This is a genomic window from Kribbella sp. NPDC049227 (assembly GCF_043197265.1).
Classification (GTDB): domain Bacteria; phylum Actinomycetota; class Actinomycetes; order Propionibacteriales; family Kribbellaceae; genus Kribbella.
Map to the genome: position 1 here is coordinate 246,970 of NZ_JBICST010000005.1, position 20,797 is coordinate 267,766.

The 20,797-nt window shown below is 68.3% G+C and carries 21 protein-coding genes; 16 read left to right on the top strand and 5 right to left on the bottom strand.

Annotated elements, in window-relative coordinates; all coding sequences use genetic code 11:
• Window positions 1-43: 43 nt before the first annotated feature.
• Window positions 44-538, bottom strand: a complete 495-nt coding sequence (locus tag ACGFH6_RS23400; protein ID WP_393387381.1) for a MarR family winged helix-turn-helix transcriptional regulator — start codon at window positions 536-538, stop codon at window positions 44-46.
• A gap of 91 nt (window positions 539-629) precedes the next feature.
• Here ACGFH6_RS23400 and ACGFH6_RS23405 point away from each other — a divergent pair, with 91 nt between their 5' ends.
• Both ACGFH6_RS23405 and ACGFH6_RS23410 read left to right on the top strand, forming a co-directional pair.
• A complete protein-coding gene (locus ACGFH6_RS23405) occupies window positions 630-1,199 on the top strand; it encodes an NADPH-dependent F420 reductase (protein ID WP_393387384.1) in 570 nt (189 codons plus the stop codon).
• 50 nt (window positions 1,200-1,249) lie between these two features.
• Window positions 1,250-2,101 carry a helix-turn-helix transcriptional regulator gene (locus ACGFH6_RS23410; RefSeq protein ID WP_393387387.1) on the top strand — a complete coding sequence of 284 codons (852 nt, stop codon included), beginning with the start codon at window positions 1,250-1,252 and terminating at the stop codon, window positions 2,099-2,101.
• Here ACGFH6_RS23410 and ACGFH6_RS23415 read toward each other — a convergent pair.
• Complete coding sequence (locus tag ACGFH6_RS23415) at window positions 2,090-2,839, bottom strand: MerR family transcriptional regulator (protein WP_360445193.1); 750 nt, start codon at window positions 2,837-2,839, stop codon at window positions 2,090-2,092. The genes ACGFH6_RS23410 and ACGFH6_RS23415 overlap by 12 nt on opposite strands.
• 81 nt (window positions 2,840-2,920) lie before the next feature.
• Here ACGFH6_RS23415 and ACGFH6_RS23420 point away from each other — a divergent pair, with 81 nt between their 5' ends.
• From ACGFH6_RS23420 to ACGFH6_RS23430, 3 genes are all read left to right on the top strand, one after another.
• Entirely contained in the window at window positions 2,921-4,744 is a 1,824-nt protein-coding gene (locus tag ACGFH6_RS23420) for a hypothetical protein (protein WP_393387390.1), read from the top strand.
• A complete protein-coding gene (locus tag ACGFH6_RS23425; RefSeq protein ID WP_393387393.1) occupies window positions 4,741-5,685 on the top strand; it encodes an alpha/beta fold hydrolase in 945 nt (314 codons plus the stop codon). The genes ACGFH6_RS23420 and ACGFH6_RS23425 overlap by 4 nt, the downstream gene beginning before the upstream one ends.
• Before the next feature lie 144 nt (window positions 5,686-5,829).
• Window positions 5,830-6,978 carry a CaiB/BaiF CoA transferase family protein gene (locus ACGFH6_RS23430; protein WP_393387396.1) on the top strand — a complete coding sequence of 383 codons (1,149 nt, stop codon included), beginning with the start codon at window positions 5,830-5,832 and terminating at the stop codon, window positions 6,976-6,978.
• Here ACGFH6_RS23430 and ACGFH6_RS23435 read toward each other — a convergent pair.
• Genes ACGFH6_RS23435 through ACGFH6_RS23445 form a run of 3 tightly spaced genes read right to left on the bottom strand, consistent with a single transcriptional unit; the run spans window position 6,953 to window position 9,291 of the window.
• Window positions 6,953-8,005 (bottom strand): LacI family DNA-binding transcriptional regulator, encoded by a 1,053-nt coding sequence (locus ACGFH6_RS23435; protein WP_393387399.1) that lies wholly within the window; start codon window positions 8,003-8,005, stop codon window positions 6,953-6,955. The two genes, ACGFH6_RS23430 and ACGFH6_RS23435, sit on opposite strands and share 26 nt — an antisense overlap.
• A gap of 19 nt (window positions 8,006-8,024) precedes the next feature.
• Window positions 8,025-8,342: a hypothetical protein gene (locus tag ACGFH6_RS23440; protein ID WP_131364503.1), complete on the bottom strand. Its 318-nt coding sequence runs from the start codon at window positions 8,340-8,342 to the stop codon at window positions 8,025-8,027.
• A 4-nt stretch (window positions 8,343-8,346) separates the two neighbouring features.
• Window positions 8,347-9,291, bottom strand: a complete 945-nt coding sequence (locus ACGFH6_RS23445) for a DUF6772 family protein (protein WP_393387403.1) — start codon at window positions 9,289-9,291, stop codon at window positions 8,347-8,349.
• 171 nt (window positions 9,292-9,462) lie between these two features.
• Here ACGFH6_RS23445 and ACGFH6_RS23450 point away from each other — a divergent pair, with 171 nt between their 5' ends.
• The 11 genes from ACGFH6_RS23450 (at window position 9,463) to ACGFH6_RS23500 (ending at window position 20,759) form a co-directional block, all read left to right on the top strand.
• Window positions 9,463-10,116 carry a helix-turn-helix domain-containing protein gene (locus ACGFH6_RS23450; protein ID WP_393387406.1) on the top strand — a complete coding sequence of 218 codons (654 nt, stop codon included), beginning with the start codon at window positions 9,463-9,465 and terminating at the stop codon, window positions 10,114-10,116.
• Complete coding sequence (gene nikB / locus ACGFH6_RS23455) at window positions 10,116-11,042, top strand: nickel ABC transporter permease (protein WP_393387409.1); 927 nt, start codon at window positions 10,116-10,118, stop codon at window positions 11,040-11,042. Before ACGFH6_RS23450 ends, nikB begins: the two co-directional genes overlap by 1 nt.
• On the top strand, window positions 11,035-11,940 hold the full coding sequence (locus ACGFH6_RS23460; RefSeq protein ID WP_393387412.1) for an ABC transporter permease: 906 nt from the start codon (window positions 11,035-11,037) through the stop codon (window positions 11,938-11,940). Before nikB ends, ACGFH6_RS23460 begins: the two co-directional genes overlap by 8 nt.
• On the top strand, window positions 11,940-12,929 hold the full coding sequence (locus ACGFH6_RS23465; protein WP_393387415.1) for an ABC transporter ATP-binding protein: 990 nt from the start codon (window positions 11,940-11,942) through the stop codon (window positions 12,927-12,929). Before ACGFH6_RS23460 ends, ACGFH6_RS23465 begins: the two co-directional genes overlap by 1 nt.
• Window positions 12,919-13,923: an ABC transporter ATP-binding protein gene (locus tag ACGFH6_RS23470; protein WP_393387418.1), complete on the top strand. Its 1,005-nt coding sequence runs from the start codon at window positions 12,919-12,921 to the stop codon at window positions 13,921-13,923. The genes ACGFH6_RS23465 and ACGFH6_RS23470 overlap by 11 nt, the downstream gene beginning before the upstream one ends.
• On the top strand, window positions 13,920-14,663 hold the full coding sequence (locus ACGFH6_RS23475) for a histidine phosphatase family protein (protein WP_393387421.1): 744 nt from the start codon (window positions 13,920-13,922) through the stop codon (window positions 14,661-14,663). The genes ACGFH6_RS23470 and ACGFH6_RS23475 overlap by 4 nt, the downstream gene beginning before the upstream one ends.
• Window positions 14,660-15,463 (top strand): endonuclease/exonuclease/phosphatase family protein, encoded by an 804-nt coding sequence (locus tag ACGFH6_RS23480; RefSeq protein ID WP_393387424.1) that lies wholly within the window; start codon window positions 14,660-14,662, stop codon window positions 15,461-15,463. Before ACGFH6_RS23475 ends, ACGFH6_RS23480 begins: the two co-directional genes overlap by 4 nt.
• A gap of 25 nt (window positions 15,464-15,488) precedes the next feature.
• Complete coding sequence (locus tag ACGFH6_RS23485; RefSeq protein WP_393387427.1) at window positions 15,489-17,000, top strand: ABC transporter substrate-binding protein; 1,512 nt, start codon at window positions 15,489-15,491, stop codon at window positions 16,998-17,000.
• Between the two features lie 158 nt (window positions 17,001-17,158).
• Window positions 17,159-18,715: a sugar ABC transporter ATP-binding protein gene (locus ACGFH6_RS23490; RefSeq protein WP_393387430.1), complete on the top strand. Its 1,557-nt coding sequence runs from the start codon at window positions 17,159-17,161 to the stop codon at window positions 18,713-18,715.
• Window positions 18,712-19,740 (top strand): ABC transporter permease, encoded by a 1,029-nt coding sequence (locus ACGFH6_RS23495; protein ID WP_393387433.1) that lies wholly within the window; start codon window positions 18,712-18,714, stop codon window positions 19,738-19,740. Before ACGFH6_RS23490 ends, ACGFH6_RS23495 begins: the two co-directional genes overlap by 4 nt.
• Before the next feature lie 11 nt (window positions 19,741-19,751).
• Window positions 19,752-20,759: a substrate-binding domain-containing protein gene (locus ACGFH6_RS23500; RefSeq protein ID WP_393387436.1), complete on the top strand. Its 1,008-nt coding sequence runs from the start codon at window positions 19,752-19,754 to the stop codon at window positions 20,757-20,759.
• The last annotated feature ends 38 nt before the right edge of the window (window positions 20,760-20,797 follow it).

A 20,797-nucleotide genomic window follows, 5' to 3' on the forward strand; every position in this document is an offset into this window, starting at 1 on the left:
TCTAAGGGAGGGCTCCGGGGTGGAACACCTACTTAGGCCGTGTCTAGTCGCCGTCGTAGCGGTGGTAGACGTCCGACATCCGGCCCTCAGGGTCCAGGCGAGTAAGGATCGCGTCGGTGATCGCCGTCAGCTGAGTGACCTGCTCGGGGGTGAGCGCGTCGATCACGTGCTCGCGGACGGTGGCGACGTGGCCGGGGGCGGCCTCGCGGACCTTGTCCCAGCCGGCGTCGGTCAGCCGAGCGTTCGTGGCTCGGGCATCGGTCGGGCAGGGGAAGCGCTCGATCAGTCCACGGTCCTCGAGCCGCCGTACGACGTGGGACAGGCGGGGGAGGGTGGCACTGGTGTGCTGGGCGAGGGCGGTCATCCGCAGCGTCCGGTCCGGCGCCTCGGACAGCATCGCCAGCACGAAGTACTCGAAGTGGGTGAGTCCGTTGTCGCGGCGCAGTTGGGAGTCGAGAGCGCCCGGCAGCAGCTCGAGGACCGAGGCCAGCCGGATCCAGGCCGCGAGCTCCGGCTGATCGAGCCATTTCGTCGTCACGGAAACATTCTCCCAGCCAATGGTTGTAGGAACAACTGTCCTGAGCTATGGTTGTAGCAACAACTATTGAACACTCACTCAGGAGAAGGTCATGGCACACGTCAGCATCATCGGCACCGGCACCATGGGTCAGGCGATCGCCGGACTGGCGGGCAAGGGCGGGCATGCGGTCCAGCTGCTCGGCCGCAACGACCAGGACAAGGTGGCGGGCGACATCGTCGTCCTCGCGGTTCCGTACCCGGAGGTCCAGCAGGTGCTCGCCGAGCGCGGCGACCAGCTGGCCGGCAAGACGGTCGTCGACATCACCAACCCGCTGAACTTCGAGACGTTCGACTCCCTCGTCGTACCGGCGGACTCCTCCGCCGCTGCCGGGATCGCGGCCGCGCTGCCCGAGTCGAAGGTGCTGAAGGCCTTCAACACGAACTTCGCCGCCACCCTCGCGTCCGGCAAGGTCGGCGACGGCGCCACCACGGTCCTGATCGCCGGTGACGACGCCGATGCGAAGGCCGAGCTGGCGGGCGTGATCACCGCCGGCGGTCTGCGCGCGGTCGACGCCGGCGCGCTGTCCCGGGCCCGTGAGCTCGAGGCGATCGGCTTCGTCCAGCTCACCCTCGCCGTCGGCGAGAAGGTCGACTGGACCGGCGGCTTCACCCTGAACTGAGGTTTCTGCACCCGCGCCCGGGCTGACCGCCGGCTTCGTAGAGTGGGCCCATGAGCGTTGACGTTGCCCAAGAGCTGGCGGTCTTCCTGCGCGGGTGCCGGGAGCGATTGACGCCTGGCGAGGTGGGCCTGGCGGAGCGCGGGCGAGCTCGGCGGACGCCTGGGCTGCGGCGGGAAGAGGTCGCTGAGCTGGCCAGCGTGAGTGTGGACTACGTGATCCGGCTGGAGCAGGGGCGAGGGCTGCGGCCTTCGCCGGAGGTGCTGGAGGCGCTCGCGGACGCCTTGCGATTGTCGGACGACGAGCACGCATACGTGTTCGACCTGACCAAGCAATGGACCGCGGTACGGCGCCAGCCGCAGCCTGAGTCGGGTTCGCTGGCCGCGCTCGTGCAGGCGATGTCGCCGCTGCCGGCGATGTTGCTCAATCACCGCTTCGACATCTGTGCGTGGAACGCGGAGATGTGCCTGCTGATGCTCAACTTCGCAGACGTCGCGCCGGAGCGGCGGAACGTGATGTGGTTGTGCGCGCTGGAGCCGGCGTTCGAGACGTTCTACACCGACCGCGAACGCGTGATCCGCGAAGGGATCGCGGACCTGCGGGCCGCGTGGGCGGCGCATGCGGACGACCAGGACCTGGGTGAGCTCGTCCGTTCCCTGAGCGAGGAGAGCGAGGAGTTCGCCGAACTGTGGTCCCGGCGCGACGTGAAGGTGCAGAACAACGGCCGCAAGCGGCTCAACCATCCGGACGTGGGTTCGCTGACCATCGAGTACGACGTACTCACGCCGCTTGGTGACACCGGTCAGCGGCTCATCGTCTACCGGGCCGCGGACGCCGCGTCCCAGCGTGGTTTCGACCGACTCGCGGCGTTGGCCGCCCAGGACACCAGAGCGCTAGCCGGTTGAGGGGAGGGCCTTCGGGTCGAGGCCGAGCTCCTCGTAGGCGACGATCTCGATCTCGCGCGCCATCGCTTCCCGGAACGCCGCGACCAGGGCCTGCCCGGCCAGCGGGATGATGTTCTCCAGCGTGCGCTGGATCTCCGGCCATCCCTCCGCGGGCAACCCGGCGTCGCTGAACTCGCGCCACACCGTGCTGCGGAACAGCTCGACGTACGTCTTCGCGACCGCGTCGGCCTGGGCGAACAGCTTGGGCAGCATCTCGAAGATCGCCTGCATCGGGACGCCGAGCTTGATCACCTCGAGCCCGGTCCGGAGCAGATCCGGGTTCGGGATCCGGAGCCGGCCGTCGTCCTGCCGCTCGGCGATCCCCAGCTCGACCAGCCGCGTGATCACCGCCGGATCGTGCGGTACGCCGGCCCGCTCAGCCAGCTGGAACTCGTCCAGGACCTCCGGCTCGGACGGGGTCCACGGGTTCACCAGGGTCTCGAAGACGCCGAGTGCCATCGCGCCGTCCGGCAGTTCGCCCATCATCCGCTCGACCGCGGCCAGTGTGTAGCCCTTGCTGAGCAGCTCCTGGACCAGCTTCAGCCGGGCGACGTGGTCGTGACCGTAGTACCCGGTCCGGCCGACCAGCCGCGGCGGCGGGATCAGGCCGCGTCCGGCGTACGCGCGCACGTTGCGGACCGTCATCCCCACCTCGGCGGCGAGCTGATCGACGGTGAGCTCCTCGTCGTGTGCTTCCACGGTTGACAGTCTTCCAGATCCGACGTTACATAGAAGATGTAACATCAGCCATGGCGCATGAGCGATGAAGGAGTCCGTCGAATGGCGATCCCGCTGGCCACCACCGGAACCGCGACGTTCGACCAGATCGCGATCGTCACCGGCCTGGTCGGACTGATGTACGTCGCACTCGCCGTACTCCTGTGGCGGGAACGGACCGGACCCGTCACGCTGGTTGGACGGCTTGCGGACACCATCGGGAGACTGGACGGAGTCCCCCGATGGGCCGCGCTGACGCCGTACCTGCACGCCGTCTCGCTGCTTGCCTGCGCCTTCGGCGTCTGGTGGGACATCGCGGTGCACATCGACCGCGGTCGCGACACCGGCCCGTTCGGTACGCCGGCGCACTACCCGATCTTCTTCGGCATCCTCGGCGTGATCATCTCCGGCGTACTGCCGATCGCCCTGGCCCGCAAGCCGCTGCCGGCCCGCACGATCAAGCTCACCAAGGGCTGGCGAATCCCGTGCAGTGCCGCGCTCGTCACCGTGTGCGGGACGTTCGCACTGGTCGGCTTCCCGCTGGACGATCTGTGGCACCGCCTGTTCGGTGAGGACGTCACCCTCTGGGGACCGACCCACCTGCTGATGATCGGCGGCGTGGTCTTCTCGATCTTCGCGCGGCTGCTGGCGCTCGCTGAGGTGGAGCAGCTGATCGGCACCAACAAGCGCCGCCTGTTCCAGGAGATCGTGTCGGTCGGCGCTCTGTTGATCGCGTGGGATCTGTTCAGCACCGAGTTCAACTACGGCGTTCCGCAGTTTCCTTTGATCCTGCAGCCGATCCTGATCGTCTTCGGTGCCGCGCTCGCGTTCACGGTGCTGCGGGCGCGACGTGGTCCGGGTACGGCGTTCGCCGCGCTGGCCGTGTACCTGGTGATCCGCGGCGGCATTGCCTGGGCGGTCGACCAGCCGCTCGGCGAGATCCTCGGTCACTTCCCGCTGCTGATCGTCGAGGCTGCCCTGGTCGAGCTCGCGGCGTTTGCCCTCGGCAACAAGAATCGCTTCCGCCTCGGTGCCGTCGCCGGCGCGCTGATCGGGACCGTCGGGGTGGTCGCGGAGTACACCTGGAGCCACACCTGGATGCCGATCGCGTGGCCGTCGTCGATGCTCCCGTCGGCCCTCGGGTACGGCGTCGTGACCGGGATCGGAGCCGGGCTCGTCGGGGCCTGGCTGGCGACCCGGTACGCCGAGGTCGCGGGAGAGCAGCGTGCGATCGGCATCCGCAACGCGCGGTCGAAGGCGGTCCGCCGTACCCATCAACTGGGCGCGGTCGGACTGGCCGCGGTCACCGCGACGGTGTTCTTCTGCGTGCCGCGGTCGGCGGAGGCGGGCGTGACCGGGACGGTGTCGTTGGAGCGGGTGGCCACGGGGGCCGAGCCGACGGCGTACGTCACGGTCAAGCTGCAGCCTGGAGACGCGGCGGACGGTGCGCGGTGGTTCGAGGCGATGGCCTGGCAGGGCGGCGGGCTGGTGACGCACCCGATGGTCAAGGTGGCCGATGGCACCTATCGGTCGGCGGACGCGCTGCCGATGTTCGGCAAGTGGAAGTCGATGATCCGGCTGCACCAGGGTCAGCGCGACCTGGTGGCGATGTGGGTGTACGCGCCGGAGGACCTGGCGATCGAGAAGCCGGCCGTGCAGGTGTCGAACGGGCAGACGGTCGAGTTCGTCAACGAGCAGCAGGTGCTGCGGCGGGAGGAGCGGACCGACGTGCCACGATGGATGTGGAACGGCGGCTACGCCCTGCTCGGCGTGGTCGGCTTGCTCGAGATCGCCGGCATCGCCTGGCTGGTCGGGCGCGGCGCCCGCGGTGGACGCCTGCGTGCCGCCCACCTGGCCGCCGGTGAACGGGAACGGGAGACTGCGTGACGATCCAGGCGGAACGGTCCGGTGTGACCACGACCGACGGCGTACGGCTGAACGTCGAGACGACCGGATCACCGGATGCGCCGGTGACTGTCCTGCTCGTGCACGGCTGGACTTGTTCGACGCGGTCGTGGCACAACCAGGTCGAGGAGCTGCCGAGGATCCTCGGGCCGAACGGCGTCCGCGTAGTCACCTACGACCACCGCGGTCACGGCCGGTCGGACGCCGCACCGGCAGGGTCGATGCGCATCGAGCAGTTGGCCGACGACCTCGAGACCGTGCTGGACACGGTCGTCGGCGACGGACCTGTCGTGTACGCCGGTCACTCGATGGGCGGGATGACGCTGATGGCGCTCGCGGACCAGCGGCCGGAGCTGTTCGGCTCGCGGATCGCGGCGGCGGCGCTGGTCAGTACGTCGTCCGGTCACATCGCCGAGGGCGCCTTCGGCATCCCCAGGCGGTTCGACGCGACGGCAGCGGCGTTCGCTCCGCGCGCGATGAACTTGCTCAGCACTCGGCTCGAACGACGTGCGCACCGGGCACCGCGGCCGCTGGACATGGCGGTCCGGGTACGCCGGCCCGCCCTGCGGCAACTGGTGTTCGGGAAGAAGACCGACCCGGCCGAGGTGGACCTGTTCCTCGCGGACCTCGCGAGCCTGCCGGGTCCGTCGTACGGCGGATTCTTCGAAGCGATCCTCAAGCACGAGCGCGATCACGCCCTGAAGGTCCTCGAGCAACTCCCGGTCGAGATCATGCATGGCACCCGCGACCGGCTGCTGCCGCCCCGCCACGCCAACCGGATGGCCGCCGAGCTTCCGACCGCGCGGCTGTGGATGTACCCCGGTGCCGGCCACATGCTCATGCAGGAACGCCCCCGAGACGTCACCCACCGCCTGGCGTCGCTGGCTCGGCGAGTCGGGGGATCTGTACCGAAGAACGGGTAGTAGTCGCCCTGTCTCCCGCGAGGCACGCACAGGTGAGCGGCGGACGGACCGCCAGACCTGAGTACTACCCGTTCTTCGGAACAGCGACGGTGCGATCAGTCTCATTCGGGGGCCGGCCGGCGGGTGAGGCCCTAGGCTCGGCAGGTGCAGAACCTTCTCTCTGATGTTGTTGTCGTCGATCTCACCCGGGCGTTGGCCGGGCCGCATGCGGCGATGATGCTGGGGGATCTCGGCGCCCGCGTGATCAAGGTCGAGGCGCCTGGCGGCGGGGACGACAGCCGGGGCTGGGGACCGCCGTTCGTCGAGGGCGAATCGACGTACTTCCTGTCCGCGAACCGGAACAAGGAATCGGTGACGGCGGACCTCAAGTCCGAGGACGGCCGCGATTTCCTGACCAAGCTGGTCCGGCGGGCCGACGTACTGATCGAGAACTTCCGGCCGGGAGTGCTGGACCGGCTCGGGTTCTCCGTCGAGCGGTTGCACGAGCTCAACCCAGGGCTGGTGATCTTGTCGATCACCGGGTTCGGGCACGACGGGCCGGACGGCGGACGGGCCGGGTACGACCAGATCGCGCAGGGCGAGGGCGGTCTGATGAGCGTCACCGGAGCCGTCGAGCCGACGAAGGTCGGCGTACCGATCGCGGACCTGCTGGCCGGGATGTACGGCGCCTATGGTGCGCTGGCGGCTCTGCACGAGCGATCGATCACCGGCAAGGGGCGCGTGGTGCGGACGAGCCTGCTGGCGTCGGTGATCGGCGTGCACGCGTTCCACGGGACGAAGTGGACGGTCGCCGGCGAACTGCCCGAGCGCGTCGGCAACCACCATGCGCAGATCGCGCCGTACGGGATGTACTCGACCGCGGACGACATCGTCCAGGTCGCCGTCGGCAGCCAGGGGCAGTGGCGGACGTTCGCACCGATCGTCGGACTGGATCCGGACGACGAGCGGTTCGCCGACAACGCGCAACGGGTTGCCCATCGCAACGAACTGACCGCGGCGATCGAGGCGGCGTTCGCGCACGCGCCGGCGGACGTGTGGCTGGAACGCCTTGCAGAGAAGGGGATTCCGGCCGGCAAGGTCCGCGACTTCCAGCAGGTGTACGAGTGGGAGCAGACGCTGTCACAGGGCCTGCTGATCGATGTCGAACACCCGACGCTAGGCCGGATCCAGCTCCCCGGGCCGCCGCTGCGATTCGACGACCAGCCGTACGCCGGCGCCCGCGAGACCAACCTGCCGCCGCCACGACTCGGCGAGCACAACGAGTCGGTCAGAGCCTGGCTGGAGTCGCAGTAGAAGCGCGTACGACGAGCTCGGGACGGATCAGTGTCTTCCTCGGGCGCTCGCTCCCGCCGCTCTTGAGCCGCTGCATGAGCAGGTCGACAGCCGTCGTACCGACTTCGGCGGCCGGAAGGCGGACTGTGGTGAGGGGCGTCTGCAAGTACGCCGCGTAGGGGTGGTCGCCGTACCCGGTGATCGCGACGTCGTCGGGAACGGCCAGCCCCAGCTCGGCCAGCACGCGCAGCAGACCCAGGGCGAAGTAGTCGTTCCCGGTCACGATGGCATCCGGATGACGGTCGCTCAGGAGGGTCTGCGCGAACCGGTAAGCCTCCTCCGGCTGCCACGGCAGGGCGAGGGAGTCGTAGCGCTTGGTCGGTACGGCGCGGATCGTGTCGTCTTTGACCTTCAGACCGGCGTCGGACATCGCTCGGCGGAAGCCGGCGACACGGTCGGCGGTCGTCGTGATCGGCAGGTCCTCCTCCAGCACCAGCAGGCGGCGCGCACCGCCGGCGATCAGGTGACTGGTCGCTTCGTAGGTGCCGCGTTCGTTGTCGACCCCGACCATGTCGCAGTCGAGCTCGGGCACATCACGGTTGACGAACACCAACGGGATGCCCGCGTCACGGACGCGGCGCCAGTGGTCCCACTCGGCTTGGACCGGCACGACCACGGCGCCGTCGACCGCGGACCGCAGCAGCGCCTCGGTGGCGCGCTGCTCGTTCTCCGCGCTCTCGTCGGTGACCAGCAGCAGCAACGAGTACCCCTGGGCGCGGACGCGGAGCTCGATGCTGCTGATCAACTGGGCGTAGAAGGGGTTGGACGGGTTGGTGATGACGAGGCCCAGCGTCATCGCCGAGCCGAGCACGAGCGACCGCGCCAGCGTGTTGGGCACGTAGCCGATCCGGGCCGCCTCGGCCTGCACGGCCGCGCGGGTCTTCGGGCTGACGCTGTCCTTGTCCCCGAGCGCACGCGAGACGGTGTTCACCGACAGCCCGAGAGCTGCCGCGATGTCCCGCAACGTCGGGCGCCGTGCCTCCGTCATCTTCACCCCCTCGGGCAGCTTATGCCTTCACAGCCAGGTGGATCCGCACCTGGACCGAACCGTCGACCTTGGCGCGCAGCCGCAGCCAGTGGCCGAACCCGCTGACCGGCCAGCTGATCAGCTGGCCCGGCCCGACGCGGTGCTCGGTGGCGTCGAGATCGCACCAGGTGATGCCGTCGGGCGAGACCTGGGTGAGGTACGTCGCGGTGCCGTCGCCGCCGACGTGGTGGACGAACCAGCGCGCCTCACCGGCCCAGGCGACCTCGTACGGCTCGGTGGCGAAGCGGGTGTCGAACGTGGTGTCGCGTTCCAGCACCGCCGTCATGGACTGTCGCATGGGCCTACCAATCAACCGAGATGAGGACAGAGTCGAGGAAGAGGAAGTTCCTGACGCTGCTGTGGGTGCGGACCGAGAAGTAGAAGTTCAGCAGGTTCTCCAGCGTCTCGTAGCGTTCCTCGTACGGCGGCACCGGTACGTCGCTCATGTCCATCACCCGGTCGTTGACCTGGAGCTCGACGTTGCGGCGCTTGTCGGTGTCGATCAGCCAGCGCAGATAGTGCCAGTTCACCTTGGTCGGCACCTCGTTGTAGCAGAGCTCCTGCGGTTCGCCGAACTGCTGCCAGTCCTCGGGGTTGGGCGCGGTGAAGTCGGCGGCGTACTCCAGTTTCACCTTGCCCTCGAAGTGCTCGCGCGGCGTCGGCTCGGGCACCGTCGGGGCCATCCAGCGCCGGGTGAAGTGGTTGTCCAGATCGGTGTTCTGGTAGCGCGCGACGGTGTGGTAGCGCAGTCCGCCGTCGCCGCACAGATCCGTGGCGACCGTGAACGCACCGAACTGCGCCTCGGACGGGTGAGTGTTGCCGTCCCACTGCACGTCGCCGAAGGTGTCGAGCTCGGAGCCTCCGCCGAGGGTCGCCTCGGACTTGAAGGCGAAGTACGTCTCCAGTTGCACCAGCCCGCGGCCGCTCATGGTGAGCCGGCGGATCGCGACCGCGGTGTGGCCCTTGTGCGGCCGGGTGGCGAGCTTGAGCGCGTAGGTCCCGCTGAGCGCACCGTGGGTGCCGATGTCGAAGAAGTTGCAGGCCGACAACTGCGGCGGCCGGAAGTCCCGCATGTGGTCGTCGACCGTGCTCAGGTCGCCGCGGCCGTTGTAGTTGCCGAGCAGCTCGCACCAGCCGTGCGTCCCGCTGTCGAACTCGTCGAAGGCCAGGATGCGCGGCAACGGCGAGAACTTGGACAGCCGGGGATCGGCGGCCAGCAGCGCGCTCCGGGCATCGGATGTCGTCACGCAGTGCCTCCCAAAGGATGGATCAGGTGGATGGTCAGTGAAGTTAACGTTCACGGGAATCGACCGTCAACGGGCCGTTCCGCCCTGAGCAACGGTGGTCTATTGACACGTAAATACCACGCTTCTACGGTGCATTAACGCTACCGTTAACGTTCACGGAATCGAGACACCATGCAGTCGCTGAGCCGCGCCCTGACCGTGCTGGCGGAGCTGAACCGCGAGGACCGGCCGTACGGCGTGACCGAACTGGCCGGCACCGTCGGCCTGCACAAGAGCACCGTGCACCGGATCCTGGTCACGTTCTGCGAGCACGGTCTGGCGAGCCGGGTCGACGACCACCGGTACACCGCGATGGACGGGTTGGCGGCGCTGCGTCGTCCATCCGGAGGACGGGCCGGGCCGGAGCGGGCGCTGGCCGACCTCGGTGACCGTCTCGGCCGGCTGGTCGTGCTGGCGAAACCGCTGCCGAAGATGGCCGGCCGGGTGTTGCAGGTGTCCGCGGTGGCGGGCAGTGCGAGTGCCGCGCCCGTCGAGCCGGGACACGCGGTGTCGCTGCACAGGAGTGCGCTCGGCCGCGCGTATCTGTCGGCGCTTCCTGCCGATCAGGTGACGGGTACGCCGGATCTTCTCGTCACGCTGCAGCGCATCCGGGTGTCCGGGTTCGCGCACAATTCCCGGCCGGTCGCCTCGCTTCCGCGGATGGTCGCCGTACCGGTGCGGGACAACGACGGGCGGTGCGCGGGGGCGCTGGGTGCCGAACTGATCCAGACGGGGTCGATCGAGGAGGTACGGCGCGTGGTGTCGGTACTGCGGAGCGGCGTCTGATGGGGGCGTACGTCGTCCGGCGGGTGGCGTTCTCGCTGTTCGTGCTGTGGGGCGCGGTGACCATCATCTTCGTCGTCCTGCGGCTCGTTCCCGGCGACCCGGCGTACCTGATTCTCGGACCTGACGCGACGCAGGCGCAGGTGAACGCGATGCACCAGCAGCTCGGCCTCGACCAACCAATGATCCAGCAGTACGCGACGTACCTGGTGAACGTCGTACACCTGGATTTTGGGCAGTCGTTCCGGCTGAACGCGGACTCCATGAGCCTTGTGCTGCAACGGCTTCCGGCCACGATCCAGCTGGCCACCACAGCCTTGTTGCTGTCATTGCTGATCGGGTTGCCGCTCGGGGTGATCGCGGCGTTGCGGGCGCACGGCTGGGTGGATCGGACGATCTCGGTCTTCTCGCTGATGGGGCAGTCGACGCCGTCGTTCTGGCTCGGGATCGTCCTGATCCTGGTGTTCGCGCGTGGTCTGAAAGTGTTGCCGAGCGCGGGTTCCGGGACGTGGTCGCATCTGGTGCTGCCGACGATCACGCTCGCGCTGCCGTTCCTGGCGATCCTCGTGCGGTTGACGCGCAGCGGTCTGCTCGAGGTGGTGCATGAAGGCTACGTGCAGACGGCGCGGGCGAAAGGGCTCGGCGAAGGAATCGTGATCCTCGTGCACGCGTTGCGGAACGCGCTGATCCCGATCGTCACCGTCGTCGGCCTGCAGTTCGGCGCGTTGCTCGGCGGCACCGTGATCGTCGAGACCGTGTTCGCCTGGCCCGGCGTCGGCCGGCTGCTGATCGACTCGATCGGGCGCCGCGACTACGGCGTCGTCCAGGCCTCGATCTTGATCGTGGCAACGATCTTCGTGGTGATCAATCTGCTTGTCGACCTCCTCTACGGTTTCCTGGACCCACGGGTCCGTCTGGCTGGTGACTGACGTGACCTCGACCGAACTCGACCTCACCACCGCGACCGCGCCGCTGGTGACGAGCAAGCGGCGCGGGCGGGCCGGATCGGCCCGGATCCGCTTCGGCCTCATCGTGATCGCGATCTATGTGGTGGCCGCGATCTTCGGGCCGTGGCTGGTTCGGTACAACCCGGTCGACACGCGGACCGCCGACCGGCTGCGGCCGCCGTTCAGCCGGTTGTCCGACGGGTCGTACGCGATCTTCGGCACGGACCAGGTCGGGCAGGACCTGTTCGCGCAGATGTTGCAGGGGGCAAGGATCTCGATCGCGGTCGGGTTGGCGACGCTGGTTCTCGCCGGGACGATCGGGGTGACGATCGGGTTGTCCGCCGGGTACTTCGGTGGCTGGCTGGACGGCGTACTGATGCGGCTGGCCGACATTCAACTCGCGTTTCCCTCGATCTTGCTGGCGATCTTCATCGCGGCGCTGCTCGGGCCGTCGGTGGTGAACGTCGTCATCGTGCTGGCGGTGTCGAACTGGGTGACGTTCGCTCGAGTCGCCCGTGGGCAGGCGCTGTCGACGCGGCGGCGGGAGTTCGTCGATGCGTCGCGGACGCTGGGTGCCGGGACGTGGCGGCTGATTTCGCGGTCGGTGTTGCCGGCTTGCGTTGCGCCGGTGCTGGTGGTGGCGACGGTTGAGATCGGGCACGTGATTCTGGCGGAGGCTTCGCTCAGCTTCCTGGGTCTCGGTACTCCGGCCAGTACGCCGAGTTGGGGTGTGACGATCGCGAACGGTCGCAACTATCTGGCCGATGCGTGGTGGATCTCGACGATTCCTGGGATCGCGCTGGCCTTCCTGGTGGTCTCGCTCGGCGTACTCGGCGATGCGCTGCGGGACCGGTACGACCCGCGGCTGAGGAGTCTGTGATGAAGGCCTTGTTGAGTGTGCGTGAGTTGCGCGTCGAGTTCGCCACCTCTGGTGGTGTGGTGACTGCTGTCGACGGTGCGTCGTTCGAGGTCGCCGCTGGGGAGACCGTTGCGTTGCTGGGTGAATCCGGCAGCGGGAAGAGTGTGACCGCGCAGGCCGTGATGGGGATCGTGCCGAAGCCGGCCGGGCGGGTCGCCGGTGGGTCGATCACGTACGACGGTCGCGATCTGCTGACGCCTGGTGCCGCGAAGGGTTTGCGCGGGCGTGAGATCGCGATGGTGTTCCAGGATCCGTTGAGCTCGCTGAACCCGGTCTTCCGGGTGGGTGCGCAGATCGGGGAGATGTTCCGGCGGCATCGCGGTGCCTCCCGTCGTGAGGCGCGGGCGGCCGCGTTGGACCTGATGAAGCGGGTCGGGATCCCGGCGGCGTCGAAGCGGCTGGACGACTATCCGCATCAGTTCTCGGGCGGGATGCGGCAGCGCGTGATGATCGCGATGGCGCTCGCGTTGTCGCCGCGGCTGCTGATCGCCGACGAACCGACCACCGCGCTCGACGTCACCGTGCAGGCGCAGATCATGGACCTGCTCGCCCGGCTGCAGTCCGAGGAGGGCATGTCGCTGGTCCTCATCACCCACGACCTCGGAGTCGTCGCCGACGTCGCCGATCGCGTCGTACTGATGTACGCCGGCCGCGTCGTGGAGACGGGCCCGATCCGCGAGGTCTACGAACACAGCGGACACCCGTACACCGCCGGCCTGATGGGCTCGGTCCCCGTCCTCGACGGCCCCCGAGACCGCCTCACCCCCATCCAAGGCTCCCCACCAGACCTCCTGTCGCTGCCCACCGGCTGTTCCTTCCACCCCCGCTGCCACTACGCCGACCACCTCTGCACCACCGACCAACCCGACCTCCGCCCCCTCCCCACCCGCCCACCCCTCCACCAAACCGCCTGCCACCACCCGGAAGGAGTCCTGACAGATGCCGGTTGAGACGCCTTTGTTGTCTGTGCGGGAATTGCAGACTTCTTTTCCGCTGAGGTCTGCTTTGTTGCGGCGGGTGGTGGGGGAGATTCAGGCGGTGGCGGGGGTGTCGTTCGACATTCCGGCTGGGGGGACGCTGGGGCTGGTAGGAGAGTCCGGGTCGGGGAAGTCGACGGTGGCGCGGACGATCATCGGGCTGGAGAAGGCGCGGTCCGGCAGCATCGTGTTCGAAGGCGAGGAGCTCATCTCGTTGCCCAAGGCATCCATGCGCCGGGTCCGCAGGCAGTTGCAGATGATCTTCCAGGACCCGTACGCCTCCCTCAACCCGCGCGCCACGGTCGAGCAGATCATCAGCGAAGCCTGGGAGATCCACCCCGACGTCGTACCCCGTAACCGTCACCGCGCCGAGGTTCGCGACCTGCTGGAACGCGTCGGCCTCAACCCGGATCACGCCAAGCGCTACCCGCACCAGTTCTCCGGCGGCCAGCGGCAGCGGATCGGCATCGCTCGCGCGCTCGCCTTACGCCCGAAGCTGGTCATCTGCGACGAGGCGGTCTCCGCTCTGGACGTCTCCGTGCAAGCCCAGGTGCTCAACCTGCTCGCCGACCTCCGCCGGGACCTCGGGCTCGCCTACTTGTTCATTGCCCACGACCTGTCCGTCGTACGTCATATCTCTGATCAAGTCGCGGTGATGTACCTCGGGCGTGTGGTGGAGACCGCGACCCAGGACGAGTTGTTCCAGCGGCCGCTGCACCCGTACACCCAGGCGTTGCTGTCCGCGGTCCCGGATCCGAAACCGTGGACCAAACCGGAACGCGAACCGATCATCATCGGCGGCGACGTACCCTCACCCGCCGATCCACCGTCAGGCTGTCGCTTCCGCACCCGCTGCTGGAAAGCCGAAGACATCTGCGCCCAGGAAGAACCCGCGCTCGAGACCCGACTCGACCGCCACCCCACCGCCTGCCACTTCGCCACCGAACTAGCCGGAGCCACCCGATGAGCCGTACTGAACTTGTCCTGCTTCGCCACGGCGAGTCGCTCTGGAACGCCGAGGACCGCTACCAGGGCCAGCAAGGCACCGGCCTCAGCGCGCTCGGTCGCCAGCAGGCGAAGCTGGCCGCCGAGTACTTGCGATCAGATGTCTTTGATCAAATCGTCGCCAGCGATCTCCAGCGCGTGACCGAGACCCTCCAGCCCTACCTCGACAGCCTGCCGACCACGGCCACGGTGGACGCGGCGTGCACTACGGGCGCGGATGCGGCGCGCACCGCGGGCGCGGTGGATGCGGCGGGTGGGGAGTGGTCGGGGTACGGCGGTCGGGCTGTGGTGCGGGTTGATCGGCGGTGGCGGGAGATTGATGTAGGGAGTTGGGGTGGGCGGACGTTTGAGGACGTGTACGCCGATGAGCCCGCGGTGGTTGAGGCGTTTCGTCGGGGGGAGGATGTTGCCCGGGGCGGCGGAGAGACGTTCGCCCAGTTGAGGGAACGGGTTTGGGATGCCATCCGGGAGATCGCCGGCTCGGGTGCGCGTCGGGTTCTGGTGGTGACGCATGGCGGGCCGATCAGAGTCGCGACGGCGTCGACGTTGCGGCTGCCACCGGGCGGCGAGGTGTTGCTGGATCCGCCGGTCAACTGCTCGCTCACCACGATCCAGGTCGACGACTTACTCGCAGTAACAACGCTGACGGCGTACAACGTCCCGACGTCGGGAATCGCCTCCACCGAGGAGCAGCCGGCATGACGCTTGCCTTGAGCAACTTCAATTTCGTGACCATGACCTACAACCTGTGGGCGGACTTCCACCTCGAGCAGCGGCAGGCCGCGTTGACCGCGCTGTTCACGACCCGCCCTCCGGACCTGCTCGCCGTACAAGAGCTCCGCCCGTCCACCCGCAAGCTCATCGACGACGTGCTGCCCGGACACGAACGCGTCGACGGCGGAGCCGGCTGGGAGACCCAGAGCAACCTCTGGTGGCGCCGCGACCTGTTCACCGCCGTCGAGTACGGCGCCGAGGACGTCGGCATCCTGTCGCCGGACGCGCGCCTGTTCTGGGTTCGGCTGCGCCCGGCCGACGGCCCCGAGTTGATCTTCAGTACGGCGCACCTGACCTGGCCCGGGCACCCTGACGAGCGGACCGACCACCGCAACCGCCGGGTCACCCAGGCCCGGGCGATCGCGGAGGCGCTGGAGCGGCTGGCCGGCGACGGCGCCTGCCTGTTCACGGTCGACATCAACGACATCGGCCCACCGCAGTGGGAACTCGGGAACGCCGGATTCCTGGACAGCTTCACCGCACTCGGCCGGCACTCACCGGTGACCCACCCGGTCGTGCCGACGGTGGCCACCGGTCCGATCGGGACCAGGCTGTCACCGCTCGCCTCACCACCCAAGGCGATCGACTGGATCTTCGCCCGCGGCCCACTCGCCGCCCGCACCAGCGAGGTCGTCGACTTCTTCCACGACGGCCGCGCGCCCTCCGACCACTACCCGGTCGTCGCCACCTACACCTTCACGCGGCCTCCCAGCGACACCGCCTCGTGACCCCTGCCCTGCAAAGGAGAACCCCGTGTTGAGGAAGCGAATCGTGGCGGCGGTGGCTGTCGCCGCCCTGGCCGCGCTGAGTGCGTGTTCGCCGGCCAGCGAGCCGGGCGCCGACGGCGGCGGCGAGCAGATCCTGCGCTACGCGCCGGCCATGTTCCCGGTGTCGCTGGACACCCACAAGTTCGCCGGTGAGGAGGCCGTGCAGACCGCGATCCAGCAGATCATGGAGCCGCTGGTCCGGGTCGAGAACGGCAAGATCGTCCCGGTACTGGCGACCTCCTGGGAGAACCCGGACCCGGACACCTGGGTGTTCAAGCTCCGGTCCGGCGTGAAGTTCTCCGACGGTACGCCGTTCACGGCCAAGGACGTGGTGGCGTCGTACGAGCGGCACAAGAAGCTCGACGGCCCGCTGGTTCCGCTGTACGAGACGGTGACGTCGTTCGCGGCGACCGACGATCTGACCGTGACGGTGAAGACGAGCAAGCCGCTCGGTACGTTGCTGAGTTCGCTCACGCTGCTGTTCATCGGGCCGGCGGACAAGATCAACACCGACGGGTTCTTCAACAAGCCGATCGGGACCGGGCCGTTCGCGGTCACCGCGTTCCAGCCCGACGAAAAGCTCGAACTGGCGGCCAACCCGACGTACTGGGACGGGGCGCCGAAGCTCAACAAGCTGGAGTTCGTCAACATCCCAGAGGTCGCCGGCCGGATCACTGCGCTGGAGAACGGCGAGGTCGACGTCCTGACGCAGATCCCGCCGGACCAGGTCGGTGAGGTGAAGGGGAGCAGCGGGATCAGCTACGAGACGACGCCGAGCTGGACGTACTACTTCGACTGGTTCAACTCGAACCGGAAGCCGTTCAACGACAAGCGGGTCCGGCAGGCGATGTGGTACGGGCTGAACCTCGAGGGCACGGTCAAGGACCTGTTCGGTGATCTGGCGTCGGTGGCGCAGGCGCCGCTGGCGCAAGGCGTCATCGGTGCGCCGAAGCTGGCGCCGTACAAGTACGACCCGGCGAAGGCGAAGCAGTTGCTGGCCGAGGCAGGCTACCCGGACGGGTTCAGTACGTCGATGCAGTGGCCGCTGGAAGGTGGTCCGAACATCCGGGCGCTGGCGCAGGCGATGATCTCGGACTGGGCCAAGATCGGCGTCACGGTGAAGCCGCTGGAGAAGGAACGCGCCCAGTGGCTGGAGGACTTCGGCAAGCTCAACTGGGACATGAACCTGCAGACGAACGTCACCGGCACCGGCGACGCGGACTACACCCTGGCCCGGCTCTACGTCTGCTCCGCGAAGCGCAACGGCTACTGCAACCCTGCGGTCGACAAGCTGCTGCTCGACGCCCGCTCGTCCGTCGACCAGGCGCAGCGCCCGAAGCTCTACGAGCTGGCCGGCCAGATGCTGTGGACCGACGCAGTCGGCATCTTCCCCGCCGACCTCGCCTCCAACTCCGCCCACCGCTCCCGGGTCCAGAACTTCGTGATGCCCCCGAGCGGCCGCCCGCTCTTCGCGAAGGTGTCGGTCTCGGGAAGCTGACCCACCTTTCCATGCAGATCGAACAGCTGCCCTTCCAGTACGTCGGGCCTCGAAGCTGGGTCACGGTTCGGGTTGACCTGGTGGTAAGGGGTTGACGGGCTGGGAGGGCGCGGTCTAGCGTCCGGGAAATCGATTACTCACCGGGTCGCGGAGGTGTCATGGCCGACGGCGCTGCTCTGGTCCGGATGGTCCGGATCGGGAAGCGGTACGGCGGTGTGCAGGCCTGCCGCGAGGTCGACTTCACCCTGGGCGCGGGCGAGGTGCACGCGCTGCTCGGCGAGAACGGCGCCGGCAAGAGCACGCTGATGAAGATCCTGTCCGGCGACGTCACCGACTACGACGGCACGATCGAGATCAACGGCCAGCAGGTCGCCTTCGGCGGACCCACCGACGCGCAGTCGGCCGGGATCGCGATGATCCACCAGGAGCTCGATCTCGTCCCCGGTCTGTCGGTCGCCGACAACATCTTCCTCGGCCGCGAACTCCGCACCGCGCTGAAGACGGTCGACCGCCGACGGATGGAGCGCGAGGCCCGCACCCTGCTGGAACGTAGCGGCGTCAAGCTCGACCCGCGTCGCCCGGTCGGCGAGTTGCGCGTCGGCGAGCAGCAACTCGTCACGATCGCGAAGGCGATCTCGCTCGACGCCCGCGTCCTGATCATGGACGAGCCGACCTCGGCCCTGACCACCGCCGAGGTCGAGCGCCTCTTCGAGGTCATCCGCGAACTCCGCAGGTCCGGCGTCGGCATCGTCTACATCTCGCACCGGATGGAGGAGATCGCTCAGGTCGCCGACCGCGCGACCGTCCTCCGCAACGGCCGGATCGTCAGCAGCTTCGACCCCCGTACGCTGAGCACTGCCGAGGTCGTCGAGGCGATGGTCGGCCGCCCGGTGCAGACCATGTTCACCACTCCCGACACCGACACCGGTGACGAACTCCTCCGCGTCGACAACCTCGTTCTGAAAGGCCGCCGGCCGAGACCCGGCCGCCGGGACCCCGACGGCATCTCGCTGACCGTTCGCTCCGGCGAGATCGTCGGCCTGGCCGGCCTGCTCGGCGCCGGCCGCACCGAACTGCTCGAGACCCTGTACGGCGTCGCGCCGGCGGGCACGCGGACCGGCCGGATCCTCCTGCAAGGCCAGGAGATCCACCCCCGCCGGCCACGCCAGGCACTTGCCCACGGCATCGGTTTCGTCCCCGAGGACCGGCGCGCGTCCGGACTTGTCCTGTTCCACTCGATCCTCGCGAACACGGTCGTCTCGAGCCTCCCGTCGTACGGGCGGCTGGGGGTGATCGCGCGGCGGATGGAGCGGGCCGCGTCGGTGCGGATGGCGGACCGGCTGCGGCTGAAGTTCGGCCGCCTGCAGGACGAGGTCGGCACGCTGTCCGGCGGCAATCAGCAGAAGGTCGTGTTCGGCCGGATGCTGCTGACCGAGCCGAAGTTGCTGCTGCTCGACGAACCCACCCGCGGCGTCGACGTCGGCGCGAAGTCCGAGATCTACCGCCTGCTCGGTGAGCTCGCCGGCCAGGGCATCGGCGTCCTGCTGGCCTCGTCCGAGCTGCCGGAGCTGGTCGGCGTCTGCGATCGGGTCGTCGTACTGCGGGACGGGCGCGACGTCGCTTCCTTCAGTACGGCGGACTCCGGCGAAGGCGACCTGCTCGCCGCCGCGATGGGACAGGGCGAAGTGTTCGAAGAAGTGGGAGGAGCCCAGTGACCGTACAGGACGAGACAGTGGCGGCGACGCCGGTGGAGCAGTCCTCCGGCGGAGTGGTCGCCACGCTGTTCCGGTTCCAGAGCGTCTTCGGGTTGCTGGCCGTGTTTATCGCGGCGATCATCTTCTCGCCCCGCAAGGACGGCGAGATCCTGTTCATCAGCGCGGACAACCTGGCGAACGTGGTCCGCGCGGTGTCCGAGATCGGCATCATCGCGATCGGGATGACGTTCGTGATCCTGATCGGCGGCATCGATCTGTCCGTTGGCGCGGTGCTAGGGCTGGCAGCGGTCGGGTCCGCGGTCCTGATGGTCGAGAACGACTGGGGTTTCCTGCCGTCCGTCGTCCTCGTGCTCGCGATCGGCCTGGTCTTCGGTGCGTTGCAGGGCGTCGCGACCGCGATGATCGGGATCCAGTCCTTCATCGTCACACTCGCCGGGTTGCAGATAGCCCGCGGCCTGGCCCGGATCTGGTCCGGCGGGCAGGGCGTCGCGATCGCGTACGGCGATGGTCCGCACGAGGCGCCGGACTCGTTCGCGATCCTCGGCGAGCGGACGTTCGGCGGCCTGGTGCCGATCCCGGTGCTGATCTTCGCGGTGGTTGCGATCGCCGCCGTCGTGTTCCTGCGGGTCAGTGCGTTCTCCCGTCATCTGTACGCCGTCGGCGGCAACGAGAAGGCCGCGCGGTTGTCCGGCGTACCGGTCGTGCGGGTGAAGATCGCGGTGTTCGCGATCTGCGGACTGCTCGCGTCGCTGGCCGGCATCGTGCACGCGGTCCAGCTGAACCAGGGCAGCCCGAACGACGGGATCGGCTACGAGCTGGACGCGATCGCCGCGGTGGTGATCGGCGGGACCAGCCTGGCCGGTGGCCGTGGTTCGGTCGCCGGCACGGTCGCCGGCGCGCTGCTGCTCGGCGTACTGAACAACATCCTTGCCCTGAACAACATCGACTCCAACATCCAGCTCCTGATCAAGGGACTCGTCATCGTGGCCGCGGCCGCGCTGCAACGACTCCGCCCCACCTCGTGAGGAAGGTTCCCATGCGCTCTGTGAAGATTCCGCTGGCCGCCGCGGCGATCGCCGCCCTGGTACTGGCCGGCTGTGGCACGACCAACGAACGGACGTCGGACAGCCCGCAGGCGGGCGCGTCGAAGTCCTGCAAGGGGGCCGACGGCAAGTACACGATCGGGATGAGCCAGGCGAACGTGGCCGAGCCGTACCGGCAGCGGATGGACGACGACATCAAGGCGGCCGCGGCAACGGTGCCGCAGTTCGAGGTCAAGTTCGCCGACGCGGCGCAGGACAACGCCAAGCAGGTCGCCGACGTGGAGAACTACATCACCCAGCAGATCGACCTGCTGATCATCAGCCCGAACGAGGCCAAGCCGCTGACCGCGGTCGTGAAGAAGGCCTACGACAAGGGCATCCCGGTGATCGTGCTGGACCGCAAGGTCGAGGGTGACGCGTACACCGGCTTCATCGGTGGCGACAACGTGCAGATCGGCACCGAGGCAGGCAAGTACATCGCCGAGAAGCTGCTGCCGAATGGTGGCAACGTGGTCGAGCTGAAAGGGCTGGCCGGCGCCACCCCGCAGGCCGAGCGGCACGAGGGCTTCCTGGCCGGCATCAAGGGCAACCCGAAGGTCAAGGTGATCGCCGCCGCGAGTGGCGACTGGCTGCGGGAGAAGGGCCAGGCCCAGATGGACGCGTTGCTGAAGGCGAACCCGAAGATCGACGTGGTCTACTCCCACAACGACCCGATGGCCGAGGGCGCGTACCTGGCCGCGAAGGCGGTCGGCCGGGAGAAGGAGATGAAGTTCACCGGCATCGACGCGCTGCCGATCCCGTCCGGCGGGATCAAGGCGGTCGAGCAGGGCCGGCTGAGCGCCACCTTCACCTACCCGACCAACGGCAAGGAAGCGATCGCCGCGGCGAAGAAGCTGCTCGTCGACTGCGGCACGATCGAGAAGTCGCAGACCCTGCCCACACGTCTGATCGACGCCTCCAACGCGGCCAAGATCTACGCCGAGGAGAACCCGACCGGCTGACAGGGTGTGCAGCTCGACAGGATGTACCCCGCTTCAGC

Coding starts and splice junctions, on each gene's coding strand:
- ACGFH6_RS23450 (WP_393387406.1), top strand. CDS start 9,463: ATGCAGTCGCTGAGCCGCGCCCTGACCGTGCTGGCGGAGCTGAACCGC.
- ACGFH6_RS23475 (WP_393387421.1), top strand. CDS start 13,920: ATGAGCCGTACTGAACTTGTCCTGCTTCGCCACGGCGAGTCGCTCTGG.
- nikB (WP_393387409.1), top strand. CDS start 10,116: ATGGGGGCGTACGTCGTCCGGCGGGTGGCGTTCTCGCTGTTCGTGCTG.
- ACGFH6_RS23500 (WP_393387436.1), top strand. CDS start 19,752: ATGCGCTCTGTGAAGATTCCGCTGGCCGCCGCGGCGATCGCCGCCCTG.
- ACGFH6_RS23470 (WP_393387418.1), top strand. CDS start 12,919: ATGCCGGTTGAGACGCCTTTGTTGTCTGTGCGGGAATTGCAGACTTCT.
- ACGFH6_RS23465 (WP_393387415.1), top strand. CDS start 11,940: ATGAAGGCCTTGTTGAGTGTGCGTGAGTTGCGCGTCGAGTTCGCCACC.
- ACGFH6_RS23410 (WP_393387387.1), top strand. CDS start 1,250: ATGAGCGTTGACGTTGCCCAAGAGCTGGCGGTCTTCCTGCGCGGGTGC.
- ACGFH6_RS23480 (WP_393387424.1), top strand. CDS start 14,660: ATGACGCTTGCCTTGAGCAACTTCAATTTCGTGACCATGACCTACAAC.
- ACGFH6_RS23490 (WP_393387430.1), top strand. CDS start 17,159: ATGGCCGACGGCGCTGCTCTGGTCCGGATGGTCCGGATCGGGAAGCGG.
- ACGFH6_RS23420 (WP_393387390.1), top strand. CDS start 2,921: ATGGCGATCCCGCTGGCCACCACCGGAACCGCGACGTTCGACCAGATC.
- ACGFH6_RS23405 (WP_393387384.1), top strand. CDS start 630: ATGGCACACGTCAGCATCATCGGCACCGGCACCATGGGTCAGGCGATC.
- ACGFH6_RS23435 (WP_393387399.1), bottom strand. CDS start 8,005: ATGACGGAGGCACGGCGCCCGACGTTGCGGGACATCGCGGCAGCTCTC.
- ACGFH6_RS23440 (WP_131364503.1), bottom strand. CDS start 8,342: ATGCGACAGTCCATGACGGCGGTGCTGGAACGCGACACCACGTTCGAC.